This window comes from Pseudomonas sp. TE21435, from assembly GCF_056279265.1.
Map to the genome: position 1 here is coordinate 4404709 of NZ_JBWBQZ010000001.1, position 21430 is coordinate 4426138.

Consider the following 21430-nt stretch of genomic DNA (forward strand, 5'->3'; position numbering starts at 1 on the left):
CAGGGAGTACGTGAGGAAATGAACGCAGCAAGTGAGTCGGCTTTGCCCTCAACGGCGGCCAGTCACCAATCGCTCAGAATCCTGGCTCAGTGGTTGAAACGTCATGGAGACGATCGGGTCAGGACGACCGACCCACGACGCCTGCTGGATGGGCGATACCCCCAAGGCCTGATCAGCGAGGAAGAGCTCGAAGCTCTGCTGGCTATCTGGCATTGACCGGGAAGGACCCCGCCGCAGAAAAAAACGCCACCGCAATTGCGGTGGCGTTTTCGTTTGGGCGGCCCGTCCTTGATGCTCGCTGCTGTCACAACTCAGAAGCTGTAGGTTCCGGTCACCACCAGGCTGCGCGGATCGCCCACCTGGATCTGCGCCGCGCTGGTGGCCGAACTGTAGTAGGTCTTGTCGGTGATGTTGCTCAACGCCGCGCGTACATCCCAGTCGTGGGTGCGATAGCCCGCCAGCGCGTCCCAACGGCCGTAGCCCGGCAGGATCACGGTGTTCTGGTTGTCGGCGTAGCGGTCGCCGACCAGGGTCAGGCCGGTTTCGGCGTACCAGCCCAGCTCCGGCTTCCAGGTCACGAACAGGCTGGCGTTACGCTTGGCCACGTCGTTGATGCGGTTGCCCTGCTGGCCGTTGTTGTCCTTGACGATGGTCGCGTCCTGCAGGCCGATGCCGCCGCGCACGTACCAGTTGCCCACCACGTTGCCGGTGGCGGTCAGCTCGATGCCGCGTGAACGCTGCAGGCCGCTGAGCTGGATCAGTTCCGGGTTGATCGGGTCGCGGGTACGGCGGTTGTACAGTTCCAGTTCGTAGATCGCCAGGGTGGTGCTCAGGCGCTCGTCGAACCATTCGCTCTTGACCCCGATTTCCTTCTGCCGGGTCTGTTCCGGGTCGGTCTGGTTGGCGTTGCCGGCCGCGCCGGGGGTGATGCCGATCAGGCCGCCACCGACCGGAGAGTAGGTCTTGCTCCAGGAGGCATAGAAGGAGTGGTCCTGCCAGGGGGTGTACACCACGCCGATACGCGGACTGAAACTGTTGTCCTTCTGCTTTTCCGAGATGTTGCGCAGTTTGTTGGTGGTGTCCACCTCGAACTGGTCGAAGCGCACGCCGGCCAGCAGCTGCCACTGGTCGTTGAGGCGGATCTGGTCTTGCAGGTAGATCCCTCGGCTCTCGACGTCGGTGTGGTTGTTGCTGGACACCCGCATCGTGCCGTTGTGCTGCTGGCTGGGCGTGGCCCCCTGCAGCGGTACCGAGGGAACGCCTACGCCTTGGCTCAGCAGCGAGTTGCGACGTTGTTCGCCCATTTCCAGGCCCACCAGCAGCGTGTGCTCCAGACCGAAGGTTTCTACATGACCTTCGAGTTCGACGGTGTTGTAGAGATTGCGGGTGCTCAGGTCCTGCTGCCAGCGCTGGCGGTCCACCAGACCGGCAACGGGGCGGTAGGCGGTCAGGTAGGTGTTGTCGAAGTCGCTCTCCAGGGTGAACAGGCTGAAGGTGTGGCGCAGTTGCCACTGATCGTTCAGCTCGTAGTTCAGACGCGAGCGCAGCGACTCGGCGCGGTCGTTGATGTAGTCGCGCTGGGTGTCGCCGTAGGTGGTCTTGCGGCTGACATCGGCCGGGCGCCCGGTGAGCGGGTTGCCGGGGATGCCACGGTCAGGGGTACGGTCGTAGCGGCTGTACTCGTACTGCACCAGCCAGTTCAGCTCGGGGGTGATCTGCCAGCTCATCGACGGCGCGAACAGCTGGCGGTGGTTGCCGTCGATGCCTTCGCGGAAGCTGTTCTTGTCCTCGTTGCCCAGGTTCAGGCGCAGGCTGAGGGTGTCGCTGGGGTCGGCGCTGAGGTCGGCGTACAGGCTGCGCAGGTCCTGGCTGCCACCTTGTGCCTCGATGGTCGAGCGGCGGCCGTGCTCCGGCGCCTTGCTCACCCGGTTGACGATGCCGCCCTGGCTGCCACGGCCATAAAGCACTGCCGCCGGCCCCTTGAGCACCTCGACCCGCTCGATGTTGTGCAGATCGCGGGTGTACTGGCTGTCGTCGCGGACACCGTCCAGGTAGAAGTCGTTGCTGGCGTCGAAGCCGCGGATACGCAGGCTGTCGAAGCGGGTGTCGGCGCCGCTGCTGACGTTGGGGATGCCTTCCAGCGCCTTGCCCAGGTTGCTGCTGCCGTAGTCCAGCACGTTGCGGGTCTTCACCGAATCGATGGCCTGTGGCACGTAGCGCGCGGGGGTCGAGGTGCGGGTCGCGGTGGTCACGTCCTTGACTCGCGGGTTGTCCTCTTCGCGGGTGCTGTCGGCGGTCACCGAGGTTTCCGGCAGGGTCGTGGTGGCAGCACTGGCCAGGCCGGCGCTGAACAGCAGCGACAGGCCCAGGGTCAAGGGTGAAAGGCGGCAGGGGGCAGGCATCGAAGGCGTCCAAGGGAAGGAGTGAGAAATTGGGCGCGAATGGTAATGCTTGCTATTTACTGTTGCATCGACATTTGTAAAGGGTTGTCTTTACAAATGTTTCAAGATGTTGCTATTCATTTGAATTGATTTGAAATTATCTTGGCATTCTTAGGGGTGCATTTCCGGAATGGCTTGTGGGAGCGGCGGTGCGTGCAATGCTGCTCTGCGCGTGACAGCGCAGCTGGAAGGGCAGGGCACTTTCCAACAGGCTTTCGGAAGGCCTGCGGGAACATGGCCGTATGACGGTTTTATGGATTTCGAGCGTTTTCCACAAAAGAGACAAATTTGCGCTGACCCACGGCAGATATGCATGGAAATGCACCAGCGCTGACCTTGTTTTTGGTTATATCAACCTGCATTTCACGTTTTTTTGACATGTATAAGCAGGCAGGGCTAGGATTCGGGCTCTACGCCTGCTGGCCATTCTCTGGCCATGCGGCTGCAAGGCCCGTTGCAGACCATTGGCGGGCCTTCGGCTTGGATCCGCATAGCGTCGAACCTACGAAGGGGCGTTGGTTCCTGGCGTTCTGATGCAGAGCGTTTTTGAATACGAAATAAGGAAAATAACATGTTGAAAACCAGGATCAGCCTGGTCGCCCTGGCGATGATCGCCGCGACCCAGGCACAGGCCAATGACCAGGCCGAGAGCAAGGGCTTCATCGAGGACAGCCACGCCAACGTCCTTCTGCGCAACGCCTTCATCAACCGTGACAAGAAGCATCACACCAACGACCAGTCCCAGTGGGGCCAGGGCGTCATCGCCAACTTCTCCTCCGGTTTCACCCAGGGTACCGTCGGTGTAGGTGTCGACGCGTTCGGCCTGTACGCCTTGCGCCTCGATGGCGGCAAGGGCCGCAACGGCGGCGGCGGTATCGACTTCTTCAAGCGTGAGAACACCGTCAACGAGCGCAAGCGTAGCGATGCAGCGGACGACCTGGCGCGTGCCGGTGCCGCGATCAAGTTCCGTGTCTCCAACACCGTGCTCAAGTACGGCGACCAGATGCCGGCCCTGCCTGTGCTGCAGTACGACGATTCGCGCCTGCTGCCAGAGAGCTTCAGCGGTACCCTGATCACGTCCAAGGAGATCAAGGGCCTGGAGCTGAATGCCGGTCGCTTCACCAGCGAAGTGCAGAAGAGCGCCCAAGGCCATGACAGCGGTCGCTTGAAGTCGATCAACGTCCTGGGCGGCAGCTACAAGTTCACCGACAACTTCACCGCGTCGCTGTACACCGCCGACAACGAAGACGTGATGAAGAAGCACTACCTGGGCATGAACTACGTCTTCCCGATTGCGGCTGACCAGTCCCTGACCCTGGACTTCAACGGCTACAAGTCGGACATCGACAAGAAATACGTCGAAGGCCGTCTGACCGGCGACTCCAACACCATCTGGAGCCTGGCAGCCACCTACGCCTACGGACCGCACTCGTTCACCCTGGCCTACCAGCGCAGCACGGGCGATACCGGCTACAACTACGGCGGCTACCAGAAAGGCGGCGGCATCGGCGACGGTGGTTCGACCATCTACCTGGCCAACTCCTACTGGTCCGACTTCAACGCCGAGGACGAGCGTTCCTGGCAGCTGGGCTACGGCCTGGACTTTGGCGCATTCGGCGTACCGGGCCTGACCTACAAAATTGCCTACGTCGTGGGTGACAACATCAATACCCGTACCCTGGACAAGCCAGAAGGCTATGGTGAAGGCAAAGAACGTGAACTGTTCAGCCAGATCCGCTACGTCGTCCAGGAAGGCCCGGCCAAGGACCTGTCGGTCAAGCTGCGTGGTTCGTTCCTGCGCACCAACACGGCTGTTCGCCAGAGCGAATACAACGACGACGGCAACGAAGTCCGCGTATTCGTCGAGTACCCGATCAGCATCTTCTGATCCTGATCCCGCGTCACCCGCAGCCCCGGCCTATGCCGGGGCTGTTTCTTTCCGCAGCACGCTGGCCGTCACCGGCGCCACCTCGATGTCCCCCGTCTCCGGCGCGAAGCTGTCACTGCGCGCCATCCGCCACATCCGTGCATAGAACTCGCTGTCGATCGCACCGCTGAGCAGCTCGCCTGGCTTGAGGAAGGTGTGCAGTTGCGAGAACAGGCCAATCTCGCTGGCGCTGATACGCCGCGCCAGGTGCTTGGGCTTGAGTTCAGAAGGATGGTCCAGGCCGGCGGCGGCAAGCATCTCGGCCAGGGCGTTCAGGGTATTGCGGTGAAAGCTGGCGACCCGCTCGGCCTTCTCCGGCACCACCAGCGCGCGCTGGCGCAGCGGGTCCTGGGTCGCCACCCCGGTCGGGCACTTGTTGGTGTGGCAGCTTTGCGACTGGATGCAGCCGATGGCGAACATGAAGCCCCGGGCGGAGTTGACCCAGTCCGCGCCGATGGCCAGCACGCTGGCGATGTCAAAGGCGCTGACCAGCTTGCCCGCCGCGCCGATGCGGATGCGCTCGCGCAGGTTCAGCCCCACCAGGGTGTTGTGCACGAACATCAGGCCCTCGCGCAGCGGCACGCCCATGTTGTCGGAGAACTCCCGGGGCGCCGCGCCAGTGCCGCCTTCCTTGCCGTCGACGACGATGAAGTCCGGGGTGATGCCGGTGGCCAGCATGGCCTTGGCGATGCCCATGAACTCCCACGGGTGGCCCAGGCAGAACTTGAAGCCCACCGGCTTGCCGCCGGACAGCTCGCGCAGCCGGGCGACGAACTGCAGCAGCTCCCGCGGTGTGGCGAAGGCACTGTGGGCGGCCGGCGAGATGCAGTCCTCGCCCTCGCGCACGCCACGGGTGGCGGCGATCTCGGCGCTGACCTTGTGCCCCGGCAGGATCCCGCCATGGCCCGGCTTAGCGCCCTGGCTGAGCTTGATCTCGATCATCTTCACCTGGGCGGCGCGGGCCTGCTCGGCGAAGCGCTCGGGGTCGAACTGGCCGTCTTCGCTGCGGCAGCCGAAGTAGCCGCTGCCGATTTCCCAGATCAGGTCGCCGCCGTGCTCGCGGTGGTAGGGGCTGATGCTGCCCTCGCCGGTGTCATGGGCGAAACGGCCCAGGCGCGCGCCCTTGTTCAGCGCGGCGATGGCGTTGGCACTGAGGGCGCCGAAGCTCATGGCCGAGATATTGAAGATCGACGCCGAGTACGGTTGACGGCACTGCGGGCCGCCGATGCGAATGCGGAACGACGCAGGGTCGGGCATCGGCACCGGCAGCATCGAGTGGCTGATGAACTCGAAGCCCGGTTTGTAGGCATCGTTGAGCGTGCCGAAGGCTTTCTCGGCACTCTCGTTCTTGGCCCTGGCGTAGACCAGCGAACGCTGGGCGCGGGAGAACGGCAGCTTGTCGTCGTCGCCCTCGATCAGGTACTGGCGGATCTCCGGGCGAATGGTCTCGATCAGGTAGCGGATATTGCCCAGGATCGGATAGTTGCGGCGCACGGCGTGGTGGCGTTGGCGCAGGTCGTTGAGGCCGACCAGGCTGAGCAGGGCGCTGATGACGATGAAGGGCCAGAGCCAGGTGTGGGCAAGCAGGAAAGGGGCACTGGCAATCGTGAAGACCAGACACAGGAACAGGCAAGCATAGCGGCTGGGGAGCGAGTCTTTCATGGGTCCATCGCAGGCGGGATGACCTGGCCTAGGATAGGCAAAGGCTGCGCAGGGAAAACCTGGGGTTTCGGTAAAAGACTGTTACTCGACGCGGAATTGCCTGGGGCGGTAGCTACGGCCAGTTTCGATGGGAGCCAAGGTCGCGGTATCCGATCAGGTGAACTGGATGAAGAAGAAGCCGGCTTCATCGCCTTGCTTGCCGCGCCGAGCCTGCCTGTCGATATACAGGTAGCCGATACCGTCCGAGAACAATCCCACATGCTGCGGGCTGGCGCTGGCCACATCACTGTCGAGCAGTTGCATCAGGAACAGGAAGCGCTGGGGTTCGTAGATCGGATCCTGCAGCCAGCAAGGCCGCCCGACGGGCTTGCTCAGGTCGATACCGCTGTCCTCGTCCTCCAGTTCCTGCTCTTCCTCTTCATCGTTGAACGGTTCGAACTGGATGTAGGCACGTTCCAGCAGGAGGGCTGCGGTGGGCGGCGCGATCGACTGGTCGGCCAGCTCATGCAGAATGACCCGGGCAAAACCTTTGGCGCGTTTTTCGTCGAGCTCACTCTGCTGGTTGACGGTGTAATGGCGCTGGGTGGAACGACTGAAGGCGCCGTCATGCTGACGCGCAGTGATGAACACCGTGATTGCCATGCCGGGTGGAATGAAGGTGACGGGCAGGAAGCGTTCGCTCAATGTCAGCAGTGGGGTCATCGGCTCACCGGTATCCGGGCTTCTTGGCCACAGCGAGGCATCCTTGAGGCGGGCACCGCCGCCGATCTGGCCCAGACCGTGATCTTGGTCGGAAAGCACGATTTTTTGCGAGCTCATGGTCGATAGCATCCTTTGCTTTTGGCGAGTCTGATTGTGCAGTTCCGCAATGGTCGTGGCTGTTGCTGTGATCTGCCTGCCAATGGCCTACGCCTTGAGCAACTCGGGATAGTCGCTGAACCAATAGCGCAGGGCGTCCTGGTTGAGGCCATGCTCACCGCGCCAGAAGTCCATCGGGTAACTCCAGTCCGACGAGCGTGCGCTGCGTGGTGCCAGGCCGAGGTTGGTATAGCGGTACAGCAGGCCAGGGTGCTCCGGGGTCTGCAGTATCCCGCAGTGTCCAAGCAGGTCGAGGAAACCCCGGCCTTCTTCTTCGCTCATCTTGATGCCGGGTAGTTTACGCAGTAGCTTGAGCAGGTCCTTGGGTTTGGTCACGGCAGGCACGTTACGGATCAGGTCCAGAATCGACACCATTAGGTCCAGGTTACCCGGCCGTTCTTTCGGCCCGGCGCTATGTTCCTGCAACTGGAACGCGATGTGGGAGGGGCTGCCGAAAAGCGCTGCGCCGATCAGAAAACGCACCCTGTTGAGGGCAATGAAGTTGACTTCGCGCTCCTTGAAGAAACTGCAGACCTGACAGTTCGGTTGGTCCTGCGCCGTGAAAGCGTGTTGCGGCAGGTGTGTCGCGCAAGCATAGGCCGACAGAGCCGCGCGCAGGTAGGCCTGGTTGCGCTCGACACCGGTGAGAAAGTTGGCGACCACCTCTTTCTTCACCACGGTCTCTCGCTCCTTGAACAGCCAGGTAAGCACCTGGTCATGGCTCATCCTGCGGGTCTCGGTCGCCAGGCCTGTGGCTACCAGCGCCGAGCTTGGTGGCTCGCTGGGATGCTGGGCCTTGAGGATCTTGCAAAGTTGTTCCGGAGTTGCAGTCATGTTCATTTCCCGCAGGAGCTTTTGTTGGCCTTGGGGGGCAGGGCGCCACGGCTGTCGAGCACGGGCAGTTGCGTGACTTTGCTGACACCGCGTGCCTTCAGGAAGTCGTTGGCGAGCGCTATCCGCTCGAGGCCAGGGTCTTTTTTCGCCTTGGCGTCGGAGATGCCATAGATCTTGTTGCCTCGCACGTTCGGGTTCTTCCTGCCGAGCACTTCTCGCTCGCGGATCCCCGAATCCTCAATGCCGCGTATCGTGTCGTAGTCGGTACCAATCGGTGTCACGCGGTTGATGCGGTCACCTTCCTTGAGGCGTGGGCCGTCTGCGCCCTTGGTCTCCATATGTCGGCGTACCACGCCTTCGAGCGTATCGTTGTCCGAGGCTCGCCCGTTGTAATACGGGTTGCCTTTCTCGTCGGAAAGGAAATAGCTCCAGTCCAACCCGTGCGGATCTATCCCGCCGACAGGGTTCGGCGCATAGCGGTATAGGTTGATGCCGCCTTCCAGGCCAATAGGGTCGGGCTGAGTGAAGCGGCCGCTCTGTGGGTCATAGTAGCGGAACAGGTTGTAGTGCAGGCCTGTCTCACGGTCCAGGTACTGACCTTGAAAGCGCAGGTTCTGCTGTTCGATGAAGTCGTCAGCCCGCCACTCGCGTAAGGTCATGCCCCAGGCGGAGCATTCGCCCTCCCAGGCCAACGTACCGTCACTGTCGGTCAGTTGCTCGGGCAGACCGTTGAGGGCGTTGTGGTAATGGAACGTGCGTTGATGCGCGCCTTGACCGTCGACACGTGCCAGGACTCTATAGCCCGGCTCATAGACATATAGGGTGAGGTGGCCGTTGCAGCGTTCTTGCAGCAGCTTGAGACCGTCCCAGCCAAAGTCGGTGCTGCCCAGCAGATTGCCCTGATCGTCGTGGTCGGTCTTGCCGATGCGGCGTCCGAGAGGGTCGTAGTGCAGCTTGACGATGCGCTCGCGTCCGCCGCGTATAGAGCGCACTTGAACAAGGCGATGATGCTGGTCGTAGCTCATATGCTGTTCGCCATACAGCGTGCTACGTTTTTCCGAAAGGCGCCCGAAACCGTCATAGCGGTAGTGGCGATCTTCCAGTTGGAGCAACTGGTCATGGCGGGCGACTTGCCCAGCACCGGGCACACGGTTTGCCGCAGCGTCATAGAGGTATTGTTCGTTTTGGCCTGGCAACGGTCCCTGGTTGGCGAGCAGGCGATCCGTTGCGTCGTAATGCATCAGCAGCTGATGCTGATGATCGGGTTGCTGGCGCAGGTAGCGCACCAGATTGTCGCGATCATCGAAGTCGAAGCGCTGCTGCCAGGGCGCGGGCAGGTGTTCGTTGTGGTCGGTGTCCCAGCGCAGACGGGCGCTCGGTCGGCCACTGAGGTCGTATTGGTTACGGGTCAGCAGCCGTCCCTGGGTTCGCGAGACCTCACGGTGCAGGCGATCGCGCTCGAAATCGCTGATCACCTGCCCGTCGATGTTGATCTGATGGAGGTGTCCCGAGCCATACACCAGGCGGTTCAGTTGGCGGCCATCGGGCAGCCGCGTCTGCAAGCGATTGTCCAGTGCGTCGTAGGTGTGCTCCAGCCTTCCGGCACTGTTGCTTTCGGCAGTGCGGCGTCCGCAGGCATCATGCTCGAACGCGACGCGTTGCACATTCCCCTGACGATCCTCGCTGATCACCTCCATCAACCGGTCCATCGGATCGAGACTGTAGGTAGTGCTGTCGTCCTCGGTAAGCAACGCAACCAGCCTGCCGGCGGCGTCACGTCGAAGGCGGTGATGGATCGGCGCCTCTCCGGCGCCCGGCGCCGGAATGAAGTCCATGGCGATGATCTGGCCGAGTCCATCGTACTGATAGGCCTTGCGACTGCCATCCAGATTTTCATGCACGGCTAGGCGGTTCGCCTCATCCCAAGTGAAACGATAGGACTCACCGTTGCTGTTGGTCAGTGCCACCAGCCGTGTGCAACGGTCATAGGTAAACAGTGTCGGACGGCCAAGGTTGTCCTGCTGCTCGATGATCTGGCCATTCAGGTCATAGCGAAAATGCTCGGTGTTGCCGAGCGGATCGATGAAGCATTCGAGCAGGCCCGAGGCGGTGTACCGGTACTGGACAATGCGCCCATCCGCCAGCTCCTGGCGTATCCGATGTCCCAAGGCATCGTGTTGGAAGTGGCTGGTCTGGCCGAGGGCGTTGGTCAGACTCTGCAAATGGCCGCGCCGGTCGTAGCGCAACCGTGTGGCGTAGCCTGAGCAGTCCACCTGCTCGATCAGCAGACCTTGTTCGTTCCAGCGCTGACGTTGGCGCTTGCCCGTGGCGTCGATGGTTTCCAGCGGTAGGCCATGTTCGTCATGGCGGTAGCGCGTCACCTCGCCCAAGGGGTCGGTTTCGCGAATACAGTTGCCGTGCTGGTCGTAGCGATAGGTCCAGGTTGCCCCGGCGGCATTGGTTTCACTGCGAGGCAACGCCCAATGCTCGAGCCACTGGGTCGATTCACTGCGTCCCAACGGATCGATGGTTTCGCACAGGTTGCCGGATTCGTCGTAGCTGAAGCGCCACTCACCGCCTTCAGGATCGGTGGCGGCAAGCAGCTGACGTTCATCGTTCCAGTGGAAGCGCCAGGTCTGGCCCAGCGCGTTGCTCGACTCGATGATCTGGAACTGCGCGTTCCAGCGCCGCACACTGGTGCGTAGCAGCGGGTCGGTGATGCAGGTGATGCCAGCCTCGATATCGTATTCGAAGTGATACTCGTCGCCGGCGTTGGTCCAGTGCCGGATCACCCGCCAGTCGTCCAGTTTCTGCCACTGGTAATGGCAAAGCAGGCCATTGGCTGTTTGATGCCCGACCATGCGCCGACCTTCGTCATACATGAATCGACGCTGCAATTGCCCCAGTGCATCGTGGACCTCGGCCAGATCGCCAGCGGCGTCGTAGCGATAGCTGGCGAGCGTTTCAGCATCGTCATCGACGAACACCCGTTCGATATGGCTGACTCGACGTGGCCAAGCGCCGCTGTAGTGCAGCTTGATCCGCACGCGGTCAAAGGTGTCGCGCAGCCACATCAGGCGCCCGAGATCGTCATAGTCCAGGTGGATGCGGTTGTCGTTGCGATCTCCCAGTTTCGCCAGACGGAGGTGGTTGGCGTCCTGTGGACTGGGTTCGAACAAACGATAGAGGCCGCTGCTGATGTCTTCGATCAGCAGCTCGCCATCAAGGGCGCGTCGCACGCTGATGCCTTCGCCAGCGCTGAAGACGGCGTCGCCGAGGGCGATCATTCCCATGTCGATGACACGAGCTTGCTCGTCTGTATACAGCAGACGGTCGTGCTCGACCCTTACAGACACTTCATAGGGGACGCTCCAACCGGCACCGAACAGACCCTCGCGGCGTTCATCGCGACTGTTGTAGTAGCGTTGCCAGTCCAGTGGGATCATGGCCTGGAGGGTGAAGTCGAGGTCGTGTTCGTCGCTCAGGATCTTCGCGCCAGTAGGCGCGTGGACAGGGTTTGGCGAGCCGACGATGGCCGAAGTCAGGGCGGCGGTCACCTGGCTGCTGGCAAAACTGACCACGCCTCCGACGAGCATGCACCCAAACTTGCTATAAAACTTCCCCCCCCGCCCCCGCAACATCATCAACGCCGTGATCGCCAGGCCGATCCCCGGCGTCTTGCCGCTGCGGATCTCGCGCACCACGATCGGCCCGCCGCCGATGCGCACGTTGTCCGAAACCAGCCCGCCATCGACGATCACCGCCTCGCAGGTGCTGCGATCGCCGCTGCGGCAGGCCGGGTGGCCGTTGATCAATACCTTGCTCGAACCTTCGGCAAGGTACTGCGGCGGCATCGGCGGGTGCTTGGTGCACAGCACCTTGTCGTCGGGGGCTTCCTGGGTGTTGGGCGCGGGGCTGGCGACGGTCGGCCGCCACATCTGCGAGAAAAAGCCCTTGGCCATGTCGAGGAAGGTCTCTTCCTGTTCCTCGGCCTGCGCGCCACCGCCCTCGCCACTGGCCGGTGCCGAGGGCGCGGTGACAACGCCGGCCGCGCGCGCGGCGCGCTTGCCGTTGGTCTTGGTGTTGGGCGAGCCGCTGGCGATGGTGGCTTGCACGGTCGGCGGGAACAGGGCGTTGCCGATGCCCTCGCATAATCGACTGAGCCCGGTGTCCGCGCCGGTCTTGGTCATGACCACGCCGACCACCAAGCCCACCACCGCGCCCAGCACGAAGCAGCCCAGGCCGCCGGTGACCACTGTCAGGCCCAGTGCCGCGGCCACCGCAGCGGTTGCCAGAGCGCCGATGGCGACGTTGGCGGCGACTTCCAGCACGCCGCCGATGATGTCGGCCATCACCGAGGTGTGCAGCAGCGCATCGCCTTCGCGGGCGGCCCAGAGTGCGTCGGACATGGTGCGGGGTCAGCCCAGGTTGTCGAAGTCGAGGGACTGCTTGAGCGCCGCCCAGTGTGTCGCCTCGGCTTCGCCCAGGGGGGTGGGTTTGACGTAGCTCAGGGCGAACATCTTGCGCGTGCCCGGCAGCACCAGCGCCAGCTGGTACTGGTAGACCTTTTCCTGGCCCTTGCTGAACTGGCTGCTCAGCTCGATCGCCTCGATCGGCTGCGCCGCGCCCACCTGGGTGGCGCGGGCCGGCTGGAACTGCAGGTCCTTGACCTGCTGCTGCAGGCGCTGCAACTGGCCGTCGAAGTTGCTCTGCAGGGTCTCGCCCTCTTCGAGCAGGCTGCGGCTGACGATCAGCGAGGTGCCCAGGGCTTCGAAGCGCAGGATGTTGATGCTGGTGTCGCGCACCTGCGCATCGGGCAGGGCGAAGCGGAATTCGTTGACGCGGTAGCTCATGGTTTGGTCTCGTTACTTGCCGGCGCCGGGGAAGAGGGCCTTCACCGCGCCGTCGATGGCCGTTTTCACGCCCTGGTTGTTCGGGGCGGTCTGCGCGCCGCTGCCCACGTTCAGGTCAAGGGTGCCGCCGGTGTTGATCTCGGCGTCGGCGTTGGCGTGGAAGCTGAACTGCTCGCAGCTGATGTTGATCTGCCCGCTGGCGTTGAGCTCGATCACGCTCTTGCCGCAGACCAGGCGCAGGTTCTCGCCGACTTCGATCAGGTAGCTGGTGCTGACACTGTCGGTCTTGCTCGCGCCGACCAGCAGCATGTCGTCGCGGCGCACGGCGCGGATGCGGTCCTGGCCGATGGTGATGGTCTCGAGCATGCCGACGGTCTGGGTGCGGTTGATGCCCACCGACAGCGTCTCGCTCTGCTCGACCACGGTGTCCATGTTGCGTTCGGCATGCATGTACAGTTGCTCGGCGCCCTTCTTGTCCTCCATGCGGATTTCGTTGAAGTTGGCCGGGCTGCCGCCCTTGCTCGAACGGCTCTTCATGCCGCTCTGGGTGGCGCCGCCGGGCAGGTCGTAGGGCACGGTCTGTTCGGCGTTGTACACCCGCCCGGTGATGATCGGCCGATCGGGGTCGCCTTCGAGGAAGCTGACGATGACTTCCTGGCCGATGCGCGGGACCTGGATCGAGCCCCAGTTCTTGCCGGCCGTGGCCTGGGATACGCGGATCCAGCACGAGCTGTTCTCGTTGGACTGGTCGTGGCGGTCCCAGTGGAAGTGCACCTTCACCCGGCCGTACTGGTCGGTCCAGATCTCCTCGCCAGCCGGGCCGACCACCACGGCGGTCTGCGGCCCCTTGACGATCGGGCGCAGCGAACTGCTCACCGGGCGATAGCTCTGCTGCGCGTCGATGCAGCTCAGGTTGCTCTCGAACTGCGCCGCGCCGCTGCCGCCACCGCTTTCCAGGCGTTCCTGGTGCACGTAGTAGCGGGCGGCGACGATCAGGTACTCGCGGTTCTGGTCCTGGCGGCTGAAGTTGCTCAGGCTGAACAGATGGCCGCTGCCCAGGCCCCGGGCGTTGCCGCGCAGCTCGACGCGCTCGTGCAGGCTTTGCAGCGACTCCAGGCGGGTGCGGGCATAGTGCTCGCCGTCCTGGGTCTGCTCGTAGGCGCCGGGGTAGTCGTACAGCGGGTAGTCGCCGGCCTGGTGCGGCCGGGGCATGGCCGAGCGCACGTCGATGCGCGCGCTGGGGCGCTGGAAGTCGTAGTCGTTTAGCTCCAGGGAGCCGGGCTGGACTTCCTGAGCCAGGTGCCAGTCGTTGATGTGGTCGCGCTCGCGGTGCTGGCCGTCCGGCGGGTAGTAGGGCACGGTCTCGTAGCCGGGGGCTTTCTGGTGCGCGCCATAGGCGTCGGCGAGCACCAGCACGTGGCGTTCCTGCTCGTGGCGGAAGAAGTAGTAGATGCCTTCCTCCTCCATCAGCCGGCTGACGAAGTCGAAGCTGGTCTCGCGGTACTGCACGCAGTACTCGCGCTCGCGGTAGTTGCGGCTGAGCAGGTCCTCGAAATCCGAGAAACCCAGGTCGCGGAACACTTGCTTGATGATCTGCGGCGCGCTCAGGTGCTGGAAGATCCGGCAGTCGCTGGTGCGCGTCAGCAACCACAGCCAAGGGCGCAGGGTGACGCGGTAGCTGGCGAACTGGCCCTGATCCACCGACTGGCTGCAGCGGGCGACGATGCCGTGGAAGTGCCGCGATGTGCCGACGCTCTGCTGCACGCTCAGGCTCATGGGCTTGCCCAGCAGCTGGTTGAGGTCGATGGCCGGATCGTCGCTGGTCAGCTGCAGCTCGTAGTCGAACAGGCGGCCAAGCTCCTCGCTGCCGCCCATCTCGGCAAGGATCAGCTTGTCCGGCCCCAGGGGGCTGTTGATTTGCGCCAGGCGCGTGAACTGCTTGAACAGCATGGTCGGTCCTGTCAGTCGGCGGCGCCGAAGTCATAGTGCAAGTCGCTGTCGCGACGGCTGATGCTGACGCTGGCCAGCGGCTTGCCCTCGAGCAGGCGGGTGAGGAACTCGCGGCTCATATCCGGCAGCAGGCCGTTGGTGAGGATGGCGTCGATCATGCGGCCACCGCTTTCGGTTTCGGTGCAGCGCGAGACGATCAGCTCGACCACCTCGTCGTCGTAGGCGAAGCCGACCTTGTGGGTGCCTTCCACACGCTTGCGAATGCGCTCCAGCTGCAGGCGGGTGATGGCCTTGAGCATGGTGTCGCTGAGCGGGTAGTAGGGGATGGTCACCAGGCGGCCAAGCAGCGCTGGTGGGAAGATCTCCAGCAGCGGCTTGCGCAGCGAAGTGGCCACGGCCTCGGGGTCGGGCAGGGCCTGCGGGTCCTTGCAGGTGTTGGCGATCAGCTCGGTACCGGCGTTGGTGGTGAGCAGGATCAGGGTATTGCGGAAGTCGATCTGGCGGCCTTCGCCGTCTTCCATCACGCCCTTGTCGAACACCTGGAAGAAGATTTCATGCACATCGGGGTGGGCTTTTTCCACCTCGTCCAGCAGCACCACGCTGTACGGGCGACGGCGCACGGCCTCGGTCAGCACGCCGCCTTCGCCGTAGCCGACGTAGCCGGGTGGCGCGCCCTTGAGGGTCGAGACGGTATGGGCTTCCTGGAATTCGCTCATGTTGATGGTGATCAGGTTCTGTTCACCGCCATACATGGCCTCGGCCAGGGCCAGGGCGGTCTCGGTCTTGCCCACGCCGGAGGTGCCGGCGAGCATGAACACGCCGATCGGCTTGTTCGGGTTGTCGAGGCCTGCGCGGGAGGTCTGGATGCGCTTGGCGATCATCTTCAGCGCGTGATCCTGGCCGATGATGCGCTTGGCCAAATGCGAGTCGAGGTTGAGCACGGTCTCGATCTCGTTGCGCGCCATGCGCCCCACCGGGATACCGGTCCAGTCGGCGACCACCGAGGCCACCGCCTGGTAATCCACGGTTGGCAGGATCAGCGGGCTCTCGCCTTGCAGCTGGCTCAGGCGCTGCTGCAGGTCGATGAGTTTTTCGCGCAGCTCATGGCTGCCCTGCACGTCCACTTCCTGATCGACCACACCGACCTGTTCACGCAGTTGCGCGCGGGTGGCCAGCAGCTCGTCGACCAGGGCTTTCTCCTCGGCCCAACGGCTTTCCAGGGCGGCCAGGCGCTCGCGCTCTTCGGCCAGCAGGCTGTCGGCCTGGGGCTGACGTTGCCCGGTGTTCACACCGATGGCGGCCTCGCGGGCGATGATCTGCAGTTCGACTTCCAGCGCCTCGATGCGCCGACGGCTGTCGTCCACCTCGGCCGGCACCGCGTGCAGGCTGATGGCCACGCGGGCGCAGGCGGTGTCGAGCAGGCTCACCGACTTGTCGGGCAACTGGCGCGCCGGAATGTAGCGGTGCGACAGCTTCACGGCGGCTTCCAGCGCTTCGTCGAGGATCTGCACCTGGTGGTGCTTCTCCATGGTCGAGGCCACGCCGCGCATCATCAGCAGCGCCTTGGCCTCGCTCGGCTCGTCCACTTGGACCACTTGGAAGCGCCGGGTCAGCGCCGGGTCCTTCTCGATATGCTTCTTGTACTCGGCCCAGGTGGTTGCCGCCACGGTGCGCAGGCTGCCACGGGCAAGGGCCGGCTTGAGCAGGTTGGCGGCATCGCCCGTGCCGGCCGCGCCACCGGCGCCGACCAGGGTGTGGGCTTCGTCGATGAACAGGATGATCGGCTTGGGCGAGGCCTGCACGTCTTCGATGACCTGGCGCAGGCGCTGCTCGAACTCGCCCTTCATGCTGGCGCCGGCCTGCAGCAGGCCGACGTCCAGGCTGCGCAGTTCGACGTCTTTCAGGGCCGGCGGCACGTCGCCGGCGACGATGCGCAGGGCGAAGCCTTCGACCACGGCGGTCTTGCCGACGCCGGCCTCGCCGGTAAGGATCGGGTTGTTCTGGCGGCGGCGCATGAGGATGTCCACCAACTGGCGGATTTCCTCGTCACGGCCGACGATGGGGTCGAGCTTGCCGCTGCGCGCCTGCTCGGTGAGATCGACGGTGAAGCGCTTGAGCGCCTCCTGCTTGCCCATCGCCGCCGGCGCCACGGCACCGCTGGCCTCGCCGGGGGCGGCGGCGCTGAAACCATCGCTGGCGGCCAGGTTGTTTTCCGGCGAATCGCCCACGTACTCGTCGAAGCGTTCGCTCAGGGCCTCGACCTTCAGCTTGGCGAACTCGCTGGACAGCCCCAGCAGGGCGTTGCGCAGGCTCGGGGTCTTGAGGATGCCAACCAGCAGGTAGCCGGTGCGCACTTGGCTTTCACCGAACATCAGGCTGCCGTACACCCAGCCGCGCTCAACGGCTTCCTCGACCTGGGAGGACAGGTCGGTGATCGACGTCGAGCCCCGCGGCAGGCGGTCCAGGGCGTCCGTCAGGTCGCGGGCCAGGCGCGCCGGCTCGATGTTGAACTGACGGATGATGCGATGCAGGTCGCTGTCCTGCAGCTGAAGCAACTGGTGCAGCCAGTGCGCCAGCTCGACATAGGGGTTGCCCCGCAGCTTGCAGAACACCGTGGCGGCCTCGATGGCCTTGTAGGCGACGCTGTTGAGTTTGCCGAACAGCGCGGCGCGGCTGATTTCACCCATGGTCCTGACTCCTTGTTGGCGGGGCGTTGACCGGCCGCTCGGCGTAGTACCGGGCGAGCTTCAGGTCGTTGGCATCGTGCGACGGCCGGCCGAGCCAGGTGTCGAACCCCAGGCGTTGGCCGGCATTGAGTTGCAGCGCGGGCACCTGGCCCTGCGCGAGGATGAGGTTGAGGTCCCAGTCCAGCTCCTGGCCCAGGTACTCGGCGACCCACGCAGCCAGCTCGACGAACGCCTGACCGCCGGGGAGCAGGGCGTGGTACTGGTCAAGGGTGAGCGGGCCCAGGCACAGGCGGAACTTGTGCTGGCGGTCCCAGACGTAGCGGCCCAGGCACAGGTCGACGCCCAGGCGGTTGGCGCGCACGCCGAGCTGGCTGCGTTCAGGCAGCTCCAGCCACTGGCCGACGTATTCCTCCAGCTTCACCGGCACGCCGAAGTAGCTGGCCAGGATGCTGCACAGGCCATCCGGGTAGCGGGTCTGCGCGGCCAGGTGACCGGACCAGTGCAGCTTGGCGGTATCGGCCAGCGGCCCCTGGCCTTGCAGCTCCGGTTGACCGCGGCCGCTGAGGGCGGCCAGGCGCGCGGCCCAGTAATCGTCGCCCGGGCGGTCATGGCTGACGGTTGGACGGGCCTCGGCCCAGGCGCGATAGAACAGGCTCAGCAAGCGGTGGTGGAAGACATCGAGAAAGCGCTTGCTGGTTGGGTCGGCGTGGTTGCGCTGGCGCTCGCGCATGTACTCGGTCAGGTGCAGCGGCAGGGGGCCGTTGGGGCCGCCGAGGCCGAAGAAAAACTGCTCCAGGCGCGCTGGCTGGTCGTCGTTGGCCGTGACCGAGGCCAGGGTCGCCGGGGCGAAGCCGCAGTCCAGGCGCTGGCCCAGGCGCACCGGTTCGTCAGCCAGGCGCAGCGAGTGGCCGAAGCGGGGCAGCTCGGGGTTCTCCGCCTCGAGACGGCGCAGCGCCTGGAAGAAGTCGTACTCCCAGGGCTCAGCCTGCATGGCCTGTAGCGTGTTCACAGGTTCGGCCTGCGCCCGGGCTTGGCTTTCCAGCGCATAATCTCGCCTCGTTCGCTGGTGCGCAGCACGGTTTCGGTGAAGCTGTTGATCGACACGTAACGGGTCAGGAAGCGCTCGAACACCGCGCCCAGCAGGAACACGCCCGTGCCGCGGAAGGCGTTCTCGTCGAACGTCAGGGTGATCTCCAGGCCACGGCCGAAGACGATCGGCCCGGGCATCGGCAGGCGCCGCGTGCAGGGTTTGCAGCTGACTTCGCGCAGGCCGTCGATCTGCAGCTGCAGGGCGCTGTCCTGCTGGTCGCCGTACAGGCGCAGCAGCTCGCGCAGGGCGGCGGCGCCCTGGCCCTGTTCGGCCAGCGACAGGTAGTTCAGCGACAACTGGCTGATCAGGCGCCAGGCCCGGTTGTCGTGGGCGTGGCTGGCCTTCGGTCGGCTGGGGCCGGCCAGGCAGCGCACGGCGGATACCGGGGCGCTGTCGGCCAGGCTGAAGTCGCTGCGCCCGTCGCCGACATTCATGAACAGCGGCAGGTCGCGGTTGCTGCACAGCGCGCTGATGCCCAGTTGGCGCAGGTCATGACGGTACGGCGCCTGGTTGCCATCGACCAGGCTGACGAAGGTCTCGCTGCCCATGTAGCTGGAGCGCGTACCGTTGCGCCGCTGCTCGCTGGAGAGCACGCGCGGTTCGCGGCGCACCAGGTAATACGCCTGGTCACGGCCATAGCGCGACGGGTCGCGTACCGCGTAGAACGGCAGGAATTCCTGGTCCGGCCCGGTACCGTGGCCGGTGACCCGCTGCAACGAGTGGATCTCGAAATCAGTGGGCCGGGTACGGTCGGCGATCACATGGTGCTCGTGGACCCGGTCGGTCAGGTGGATGCGATCCACCCGGCGCGGAAACAGGTTGATCGCCGGGGTGCAGAACGGCACGAACTGGGCAGGGCCCACGCTGCTTTCCAGCGCGGTATCGATGCGGTCGAACAGCACCAGCAGCTCCAGCTCCTGGCCGTCGCAGCGCTTGACCGCGCGCTCGAGCCCGGCGAAGTCGACGAACAGGTAGCGCTGGGGCAGGGCGAAGTACTCCTGCAGCAGGCGGTAGCCCTGGAAGGCCTGCGGCACCACCGGCAACGCCGCTTCGCGGTCATCGAAGCCACAGGGCAGCAAGGCGTCCTCGACCGGGATGCGTTCGACCCAGTCGGCGCCCGGCTGGCGCACGAACACCGCGCAGGCGCTGCCGAGCAGTTGTTCGTACAGGCGGAACGGGGTTTCGTCGGCACCGTTGAGGTACAGCGGCAAGTGCGTCAGCGGCAGGCTGGAGAACGGAATCTCGGCGCCGCTGCGCAGGGTCAGGCGCAGCCCGGCGCGGGCTTTCGGTTCGCTGGCGGCCAGGCGCCCGAGCACGGCGCCGGGGTTGCCGAAATACTCGGCCCGGGCCACCTGTAACGGCCACAGGGTGACGTCCTGGGTGCTGCGAAATTCGCACGGCGTCTGCGAATTGCGCCCGAGATTGGCGCGCAGGACGCTGTCGCGGGGTAGCTGGAACCCGGCGGCCAGCGAGCCTTCGTCGGGATCGGTCTGCAGTTGCACCACGGTCATCGACGGGGTCGGCGCCAGGTAGTGCGGGTAGGCGATCTCCAGCAGGTTGTGGGTGAAGGTCGGGTATTCGGCGTCGAGCTTGAGCTGCACCCGCGCGGTGAGATAGGCGAAACCTTCGAGCAGGCGCTCGACGTAAGGGTCGGCGCACTCGATCCCGGACAGCGTCAGGCGCCCGGCGATCTTCGGGTATTCCTTGGCGAACTCGGCGGCACCCTCGCGGATGTGCTGCAGTTCCTGGTTGTACAGCTCTAGCAGGCGCGGGTTCATGCGCGCCTCCGGCGGTCGGCGGGGGCCACGCGCACGTGCCCGGATTCCAGGTCGACGTCGGTCTGCAGCAGCAGCGGCAGGGCCGCCGGCTGGGCCCACAGGTCGCCTTCGATCTCGAAGCTCAGGGCGTTGGCGTTCATCTCGCCGGGCGCGGCCTGGGCGCGTACCTTCAGGGTATGGGCGAGGATGCGCGGCTCGTAGGTGGCGATAGCCTGGTGGATGATGCGTTCGAGCGCGTTGAGGTCGATGTTCGACGCGCTGTTGCCGGCCAATGCCGGCAACCCGTAGTTGATCACCGAGGCGCCGGCCGGGGAGTTCAGCGTGGCGCCGGTGTCGAGCAGCGACGTGGTGTTGAGCAGCCAGGCCAGGTCGCGCAGTACCGAGGCCTTGAGCTGCTGCAGGCTGAGCACGCGCTTGTCGGGGGCTTCCTGTGGGTTGCCCGGGTCATCGTCGGTCAGGCGATCCAGCAGCGAAGGCTGCAGGCGGTCGCGGGTGGCGATTTCGGCTACCACTGGAACATCCCTGTGAACATTTTCTGGTCTTCGAAGCCGGTGTCGCACGAGGCGCTCGGCGCGGGCGTGGAGGCTTCCAGGCCGGCCTGGGTCAGGCGCACGGCGCGCGAGGTCTTCAGGCATTCACCCTTGAGCGTTGGGTGTGGCTGTACATGGGTCACCAGCACGATCGGCGTGCCATTGAACTGCTCGACCCGGGCCTTGCCGGCGCGGTCCGGGCTCAGGTCGCAGGGCCATTGCATGTCCAGCGCCAGGCGCTGTTCGCCGCGATCGAGCACACACTGGCCGGCATTCTCGCTCAGTGTCACGGTCTGCCCGCCCAGATTCGCCTGGTTCAGCAGTTCGGCGTCGGCGCAGGCGCTCAGGGCCAGCAGCAGGGCGCCGGCCAGGGCAGCGCGGGTCATGTGAGCTCCCAGAACCAGACTTGCTTCGACTGGTAGTTGTGGTCGGAGAAACCTTTGGTCAGGCCGCGGTTCCACAGGTCGATATGGTCGCCCGTGCGGTTCTCCTGGCTTTGCCCGGTGCGGGCGAAGCAGTCCTTGTAGAAGATGATCCCGGTCTTGGCCTTGAGCGCGTCGCGGGCCTGGGCGGTACCGGCAATCTTCAGCGGGTAGAACAATCGTGTCTCCAGCCAGTTGGCCAGGGATTCGGCGCCACGGGCATGGTCGTGGGCGCACTTGGGTTCGGTATAGGTCGATTTGTTGACCTTGAGGCTCATCTCGCCGTTGAGCGCGATGCTCATGCGGATGGCGCACTGGTTGTCCCACGGGCCGTCGCAGGGCGATGACACGCTCGGGTAGGCATTCCACAGGTTGATGAAAGAAGGCTTGGCCATGAT

The 21430-nt window shown here is 64.6% G+C and carries 14 protein-coding genes; 1 reads left to right on the forward strand and 13 read right to left on the reverse strand.

Annotated features, from left to right (window positions below):
* Positions 1–311 precede the first annotated feature (311 nt).
* Positions 312–2402, reverse strand: a complete 2091-nt coding sequence (locus ACZ9C1_RS19940) for a TonB-dependent receptor (protein ID WP_476254303.1) — start codon at positions 2400–2402, stop codon at positions 312–314.
* A 610-nt stretch (positions 2403–3012) separates the two neighbouring features.
* On the opposite strand from ACZ9C1_RS19940, the gene ACZ9C1_RS19945 reads away from it, so the two are divergent.
* Complete coding sequence (locus ACZ9C1_RS19945) at positions 3013–4329, forward strand: OprD family porin (RefSeq protein WP_277502484.1); 1317 nt, start codon at positions 3013–3015, stop codon at positions 4327–4329.
* A 30-nt stretch (positions 4330–4359) separates the two neighbouring features.
* Here the strand turns inward: ACZ9C1_RS19945 and ACZ9C1_RS19950 are convergent, their stop codons facing one another.
* The 12 genes from ACZ9C1_RS19950 to ACZ9C1_RS20005 all read right to left on the reverse strand — a co-directional run bounded on the left by ACZ9C1_RS19950 (position 4360) and on the right by ACZ9C1_RS20005 (position 21427).
* The gene (locus ACZ9C1_RS19950; protein ID WP_277502485.1) at positions 4360–6030 is read right to left on the reverse strand and encodes an FMN-binding glutamate synthase family protein; all 1671 of its coding nucleotides are present in this window, start codon (positions 6028–6030) and stop codon (positions 4360–4362) included.
* Between the two features lie 153 nt (positions 6031–6183).
* The gene (locus ACZ9C1_RS19955) at positions 6184–6849 is read right to left on the reverse strand and encodes a hypothetical protein (protein WP_476254304.1); all 666 of its coding nucleotides are present in this window, start codon (positions 6847–6849) and stop codon (positions 6184–6186) included.
* Positions 6850–6936: 87 nt separating this feature from the next.
* Positions 6937–7722 (reverse strand): hypothetical protein, encoded by a 786-nt coding sequence (locus ACZ9C1_RS19960; protein ID WP_102683433.1) that lies wholly within the window; start codon positions 7720–7722, stop codon positions 6937–6939.
* 2 nt (positions 7723–7724) lie between these two features.
* The gene (locus tag ACZ9C1_RS19965) at positions 7725–12131 is read right to left on the reverse strand and encodes an RHS repeat-associated core domain-containing protein (protein WP_476254305.1); all 4407 of its coding nucleotides are present in this window, start codon (positions 12129–12131) and stop codon (positions 7725–7727) included.
* Positions 12132–12140: 9 nt separating this feature from the next.
* A complete protein-coding gene (locus ACZ9C1_RS19970) occupies positions 12141–12575 on the reverse strand; it encodes a DcrB-related protein (RefSeq protein ID WP_102683431.1) in 435 nt (144 codons plus the stop codon).
* Positions 12576–12587: 12 nt separating this feature from the next.
* Positions 12588–14525: a type VI secretion system Vgr family protein gene (locus tag ACZ9C1_RS19975; RefSeq protein WP_277502488.1), complete on the reverse strand. Its 1938-nt coding sequence runs from the start codon at positions 14523–14525 to the stop codon at positions 12588–12590.
* An 11-nt stretch (positions 14526–14536) separates the two neighbouring features.
* Positions 14537–17212 carry a type VI secretion system ATPase TssH gene (gene tssH / locus ACZ9C1_RS19980; protein ID WP_102683429.1) on the reverse strand — a complete coding sequence of 892 codons (2676 nt, stop codon included), beginning with the start codon at positions 17210–17212 and terminating at the stop codon, positions 14537–14539.
* The gene (gene tssG, locus ACZ9C1_RS19985) at positions 17205–18254 is read right to left on the reverse strand and encodes a type VI secretion system baseplate subunit TssG (RefSeq protein ID WP_038707645.1); all 1050 of its coding nucleotides are present in this window, start codon (positions 18252–18254) and stop codon (positions 17205–17207) included. The genes tssH and tssG overlap by 8 nt, the downstream gene beginning before the upstream one ends.
* Positions 18218–20080, reverse strand: coding sequence for a type VI secretion system baseplate subunit TssF (gene tssF / locus ACZ9C1_RS19990; RefSeq protein ID WP_457378239.1), 1863 nt, complete (start codon positions 20078–20080; stop codon positions 18218–18220). The genes tssG and tssF overlap by 37 nt, the downstream gene beginning before the upstream one ends.
* Complete coding sequence (gene tssE / locus ACZ9C1_RS19995; RefSeq protein WP_038707176.1) at positions 20077–20592, reverse strand: type VI secretion system baseplate subunit TssE; 516 nt, start codon at positions 20590–20592, stop codon at positions 20077–20079. The genes tssF and tssE overlap by 4 nt, the downstream gene beginning before the upstream one ends.
* Complete coding sequence (locus ACZ9C1_RS20000; protein ID WP_457378238.1) at positions 20586–20996, reverse strand: hypothetical protein; 411 nt, start codon at positions 20994–20996, stop codon at positions 20586–20588. The genes tssE and ACZ9C1_RS20000 overlap by 7 nt, the downstream gene beginning before the upstream one ends.
* A complete protein-coding gene (locus tag ACZ9C1_RS20005; RefSeq protein WP_277502491.1) occupies positions 20993–21427 on the reverse strand; it encodes a type VI secretion system amidase effector protein Tae4 in 435 nt (144 codons plus the stop codon). Before ACZ9C1_RS20005 ends, ACZ9C1_RS20000 begins: the two co-directional genes overlap by 4 nt.
* Between the last annotated feature and the right edge of the window lie 3 nt (positions 21428–21430).

Coding starts and splice junctions, on each gene's coding strand:
- ACZ9C1_RS19940 (WP_476254303.1), bottom strand. CDS start 2,402: ATGCCTGCCCCCTGCCGCCTTTCACCCTTGACCCTGGGCCTGTCGCTG.
- ACZ9C1_RS19945 (WP_277502484.1), top strand. CDS start 3,013: ATGTTGAAAACCAGGATCAGCCTGGTCGCCCTGGCGATGATCGCCGCG.
- ACZ9C1_RS19950 (WP_277502485.1), bottom strand. CDS start 6,030: ATGAAAGACTCGCTCCCCAGCCGCTATGCTTGCCTGTTCCTGTGTCTG.
- ACZ9C1_RS19955 (WP_476254304.1), bottom strand. CDS start 6,849: ATGAGCTCGCAAAAAATCGTGCTTTCCGACCAAGATCACGGTCTGGGC.
- ACZ9C1_RS19960 (WP_102683433.1), bottom strand. CDS start 7,722: ATGACTGCAACTCCGGAACAACTTTGCAAGATCCTCAAGGCCCAGCAT.
- ACZ9C1_RS19965 (WP_476254305.1), bottom strand. CDS start 12,131: ATGTCCGACGCACTCTGGGCCGCCCGCGAAGGCGATGCGCTGCTGCAC.
- ACZ9C1_RS19970 (WP_102683431.1), bottom strand. CDS start 12,575: ATGAGCTACCGCGTCAACGAATTCCGCTTCGCCCTGCCCGATGCGCAG.
- ACZ9C1_RS19975 (WP_277502488.1), bottom strand. CDS start 14,525: ATGCTGTTCAAGCAGTTCACGCGCCTGGCGCAAATCAACAGCCCCCTG.
- tssH (WP_102683429.1), bottom strand. CDS start 17,212: ATGGGTGAAATCAGCCGCGCCGCGCTGTTCGGCAAACTCAACAGCGTC.
- tssF (WP_457378239.1), bottom strand. CDS start 20,080: ATGAACCCGCGCCTGCTAGAGCTGTACAACCAGGAACTGCAGCACATC.
- ACZ9C1_RS20000 (WP_457378238.1), bottom strand. CDS start 20,996: ATGACCCGCGCTGCCCTGGCCGGCGCCCTGCTGCTGGCCCTGAGCGCC.
- ACZ9C1_RS20005 (WP_277502491.1), bottom strand. CDS start 21,427: ATGGCCAAGCCTTCTTTCATCAACCTGTGGAATGCCTACCCGAGCGTG.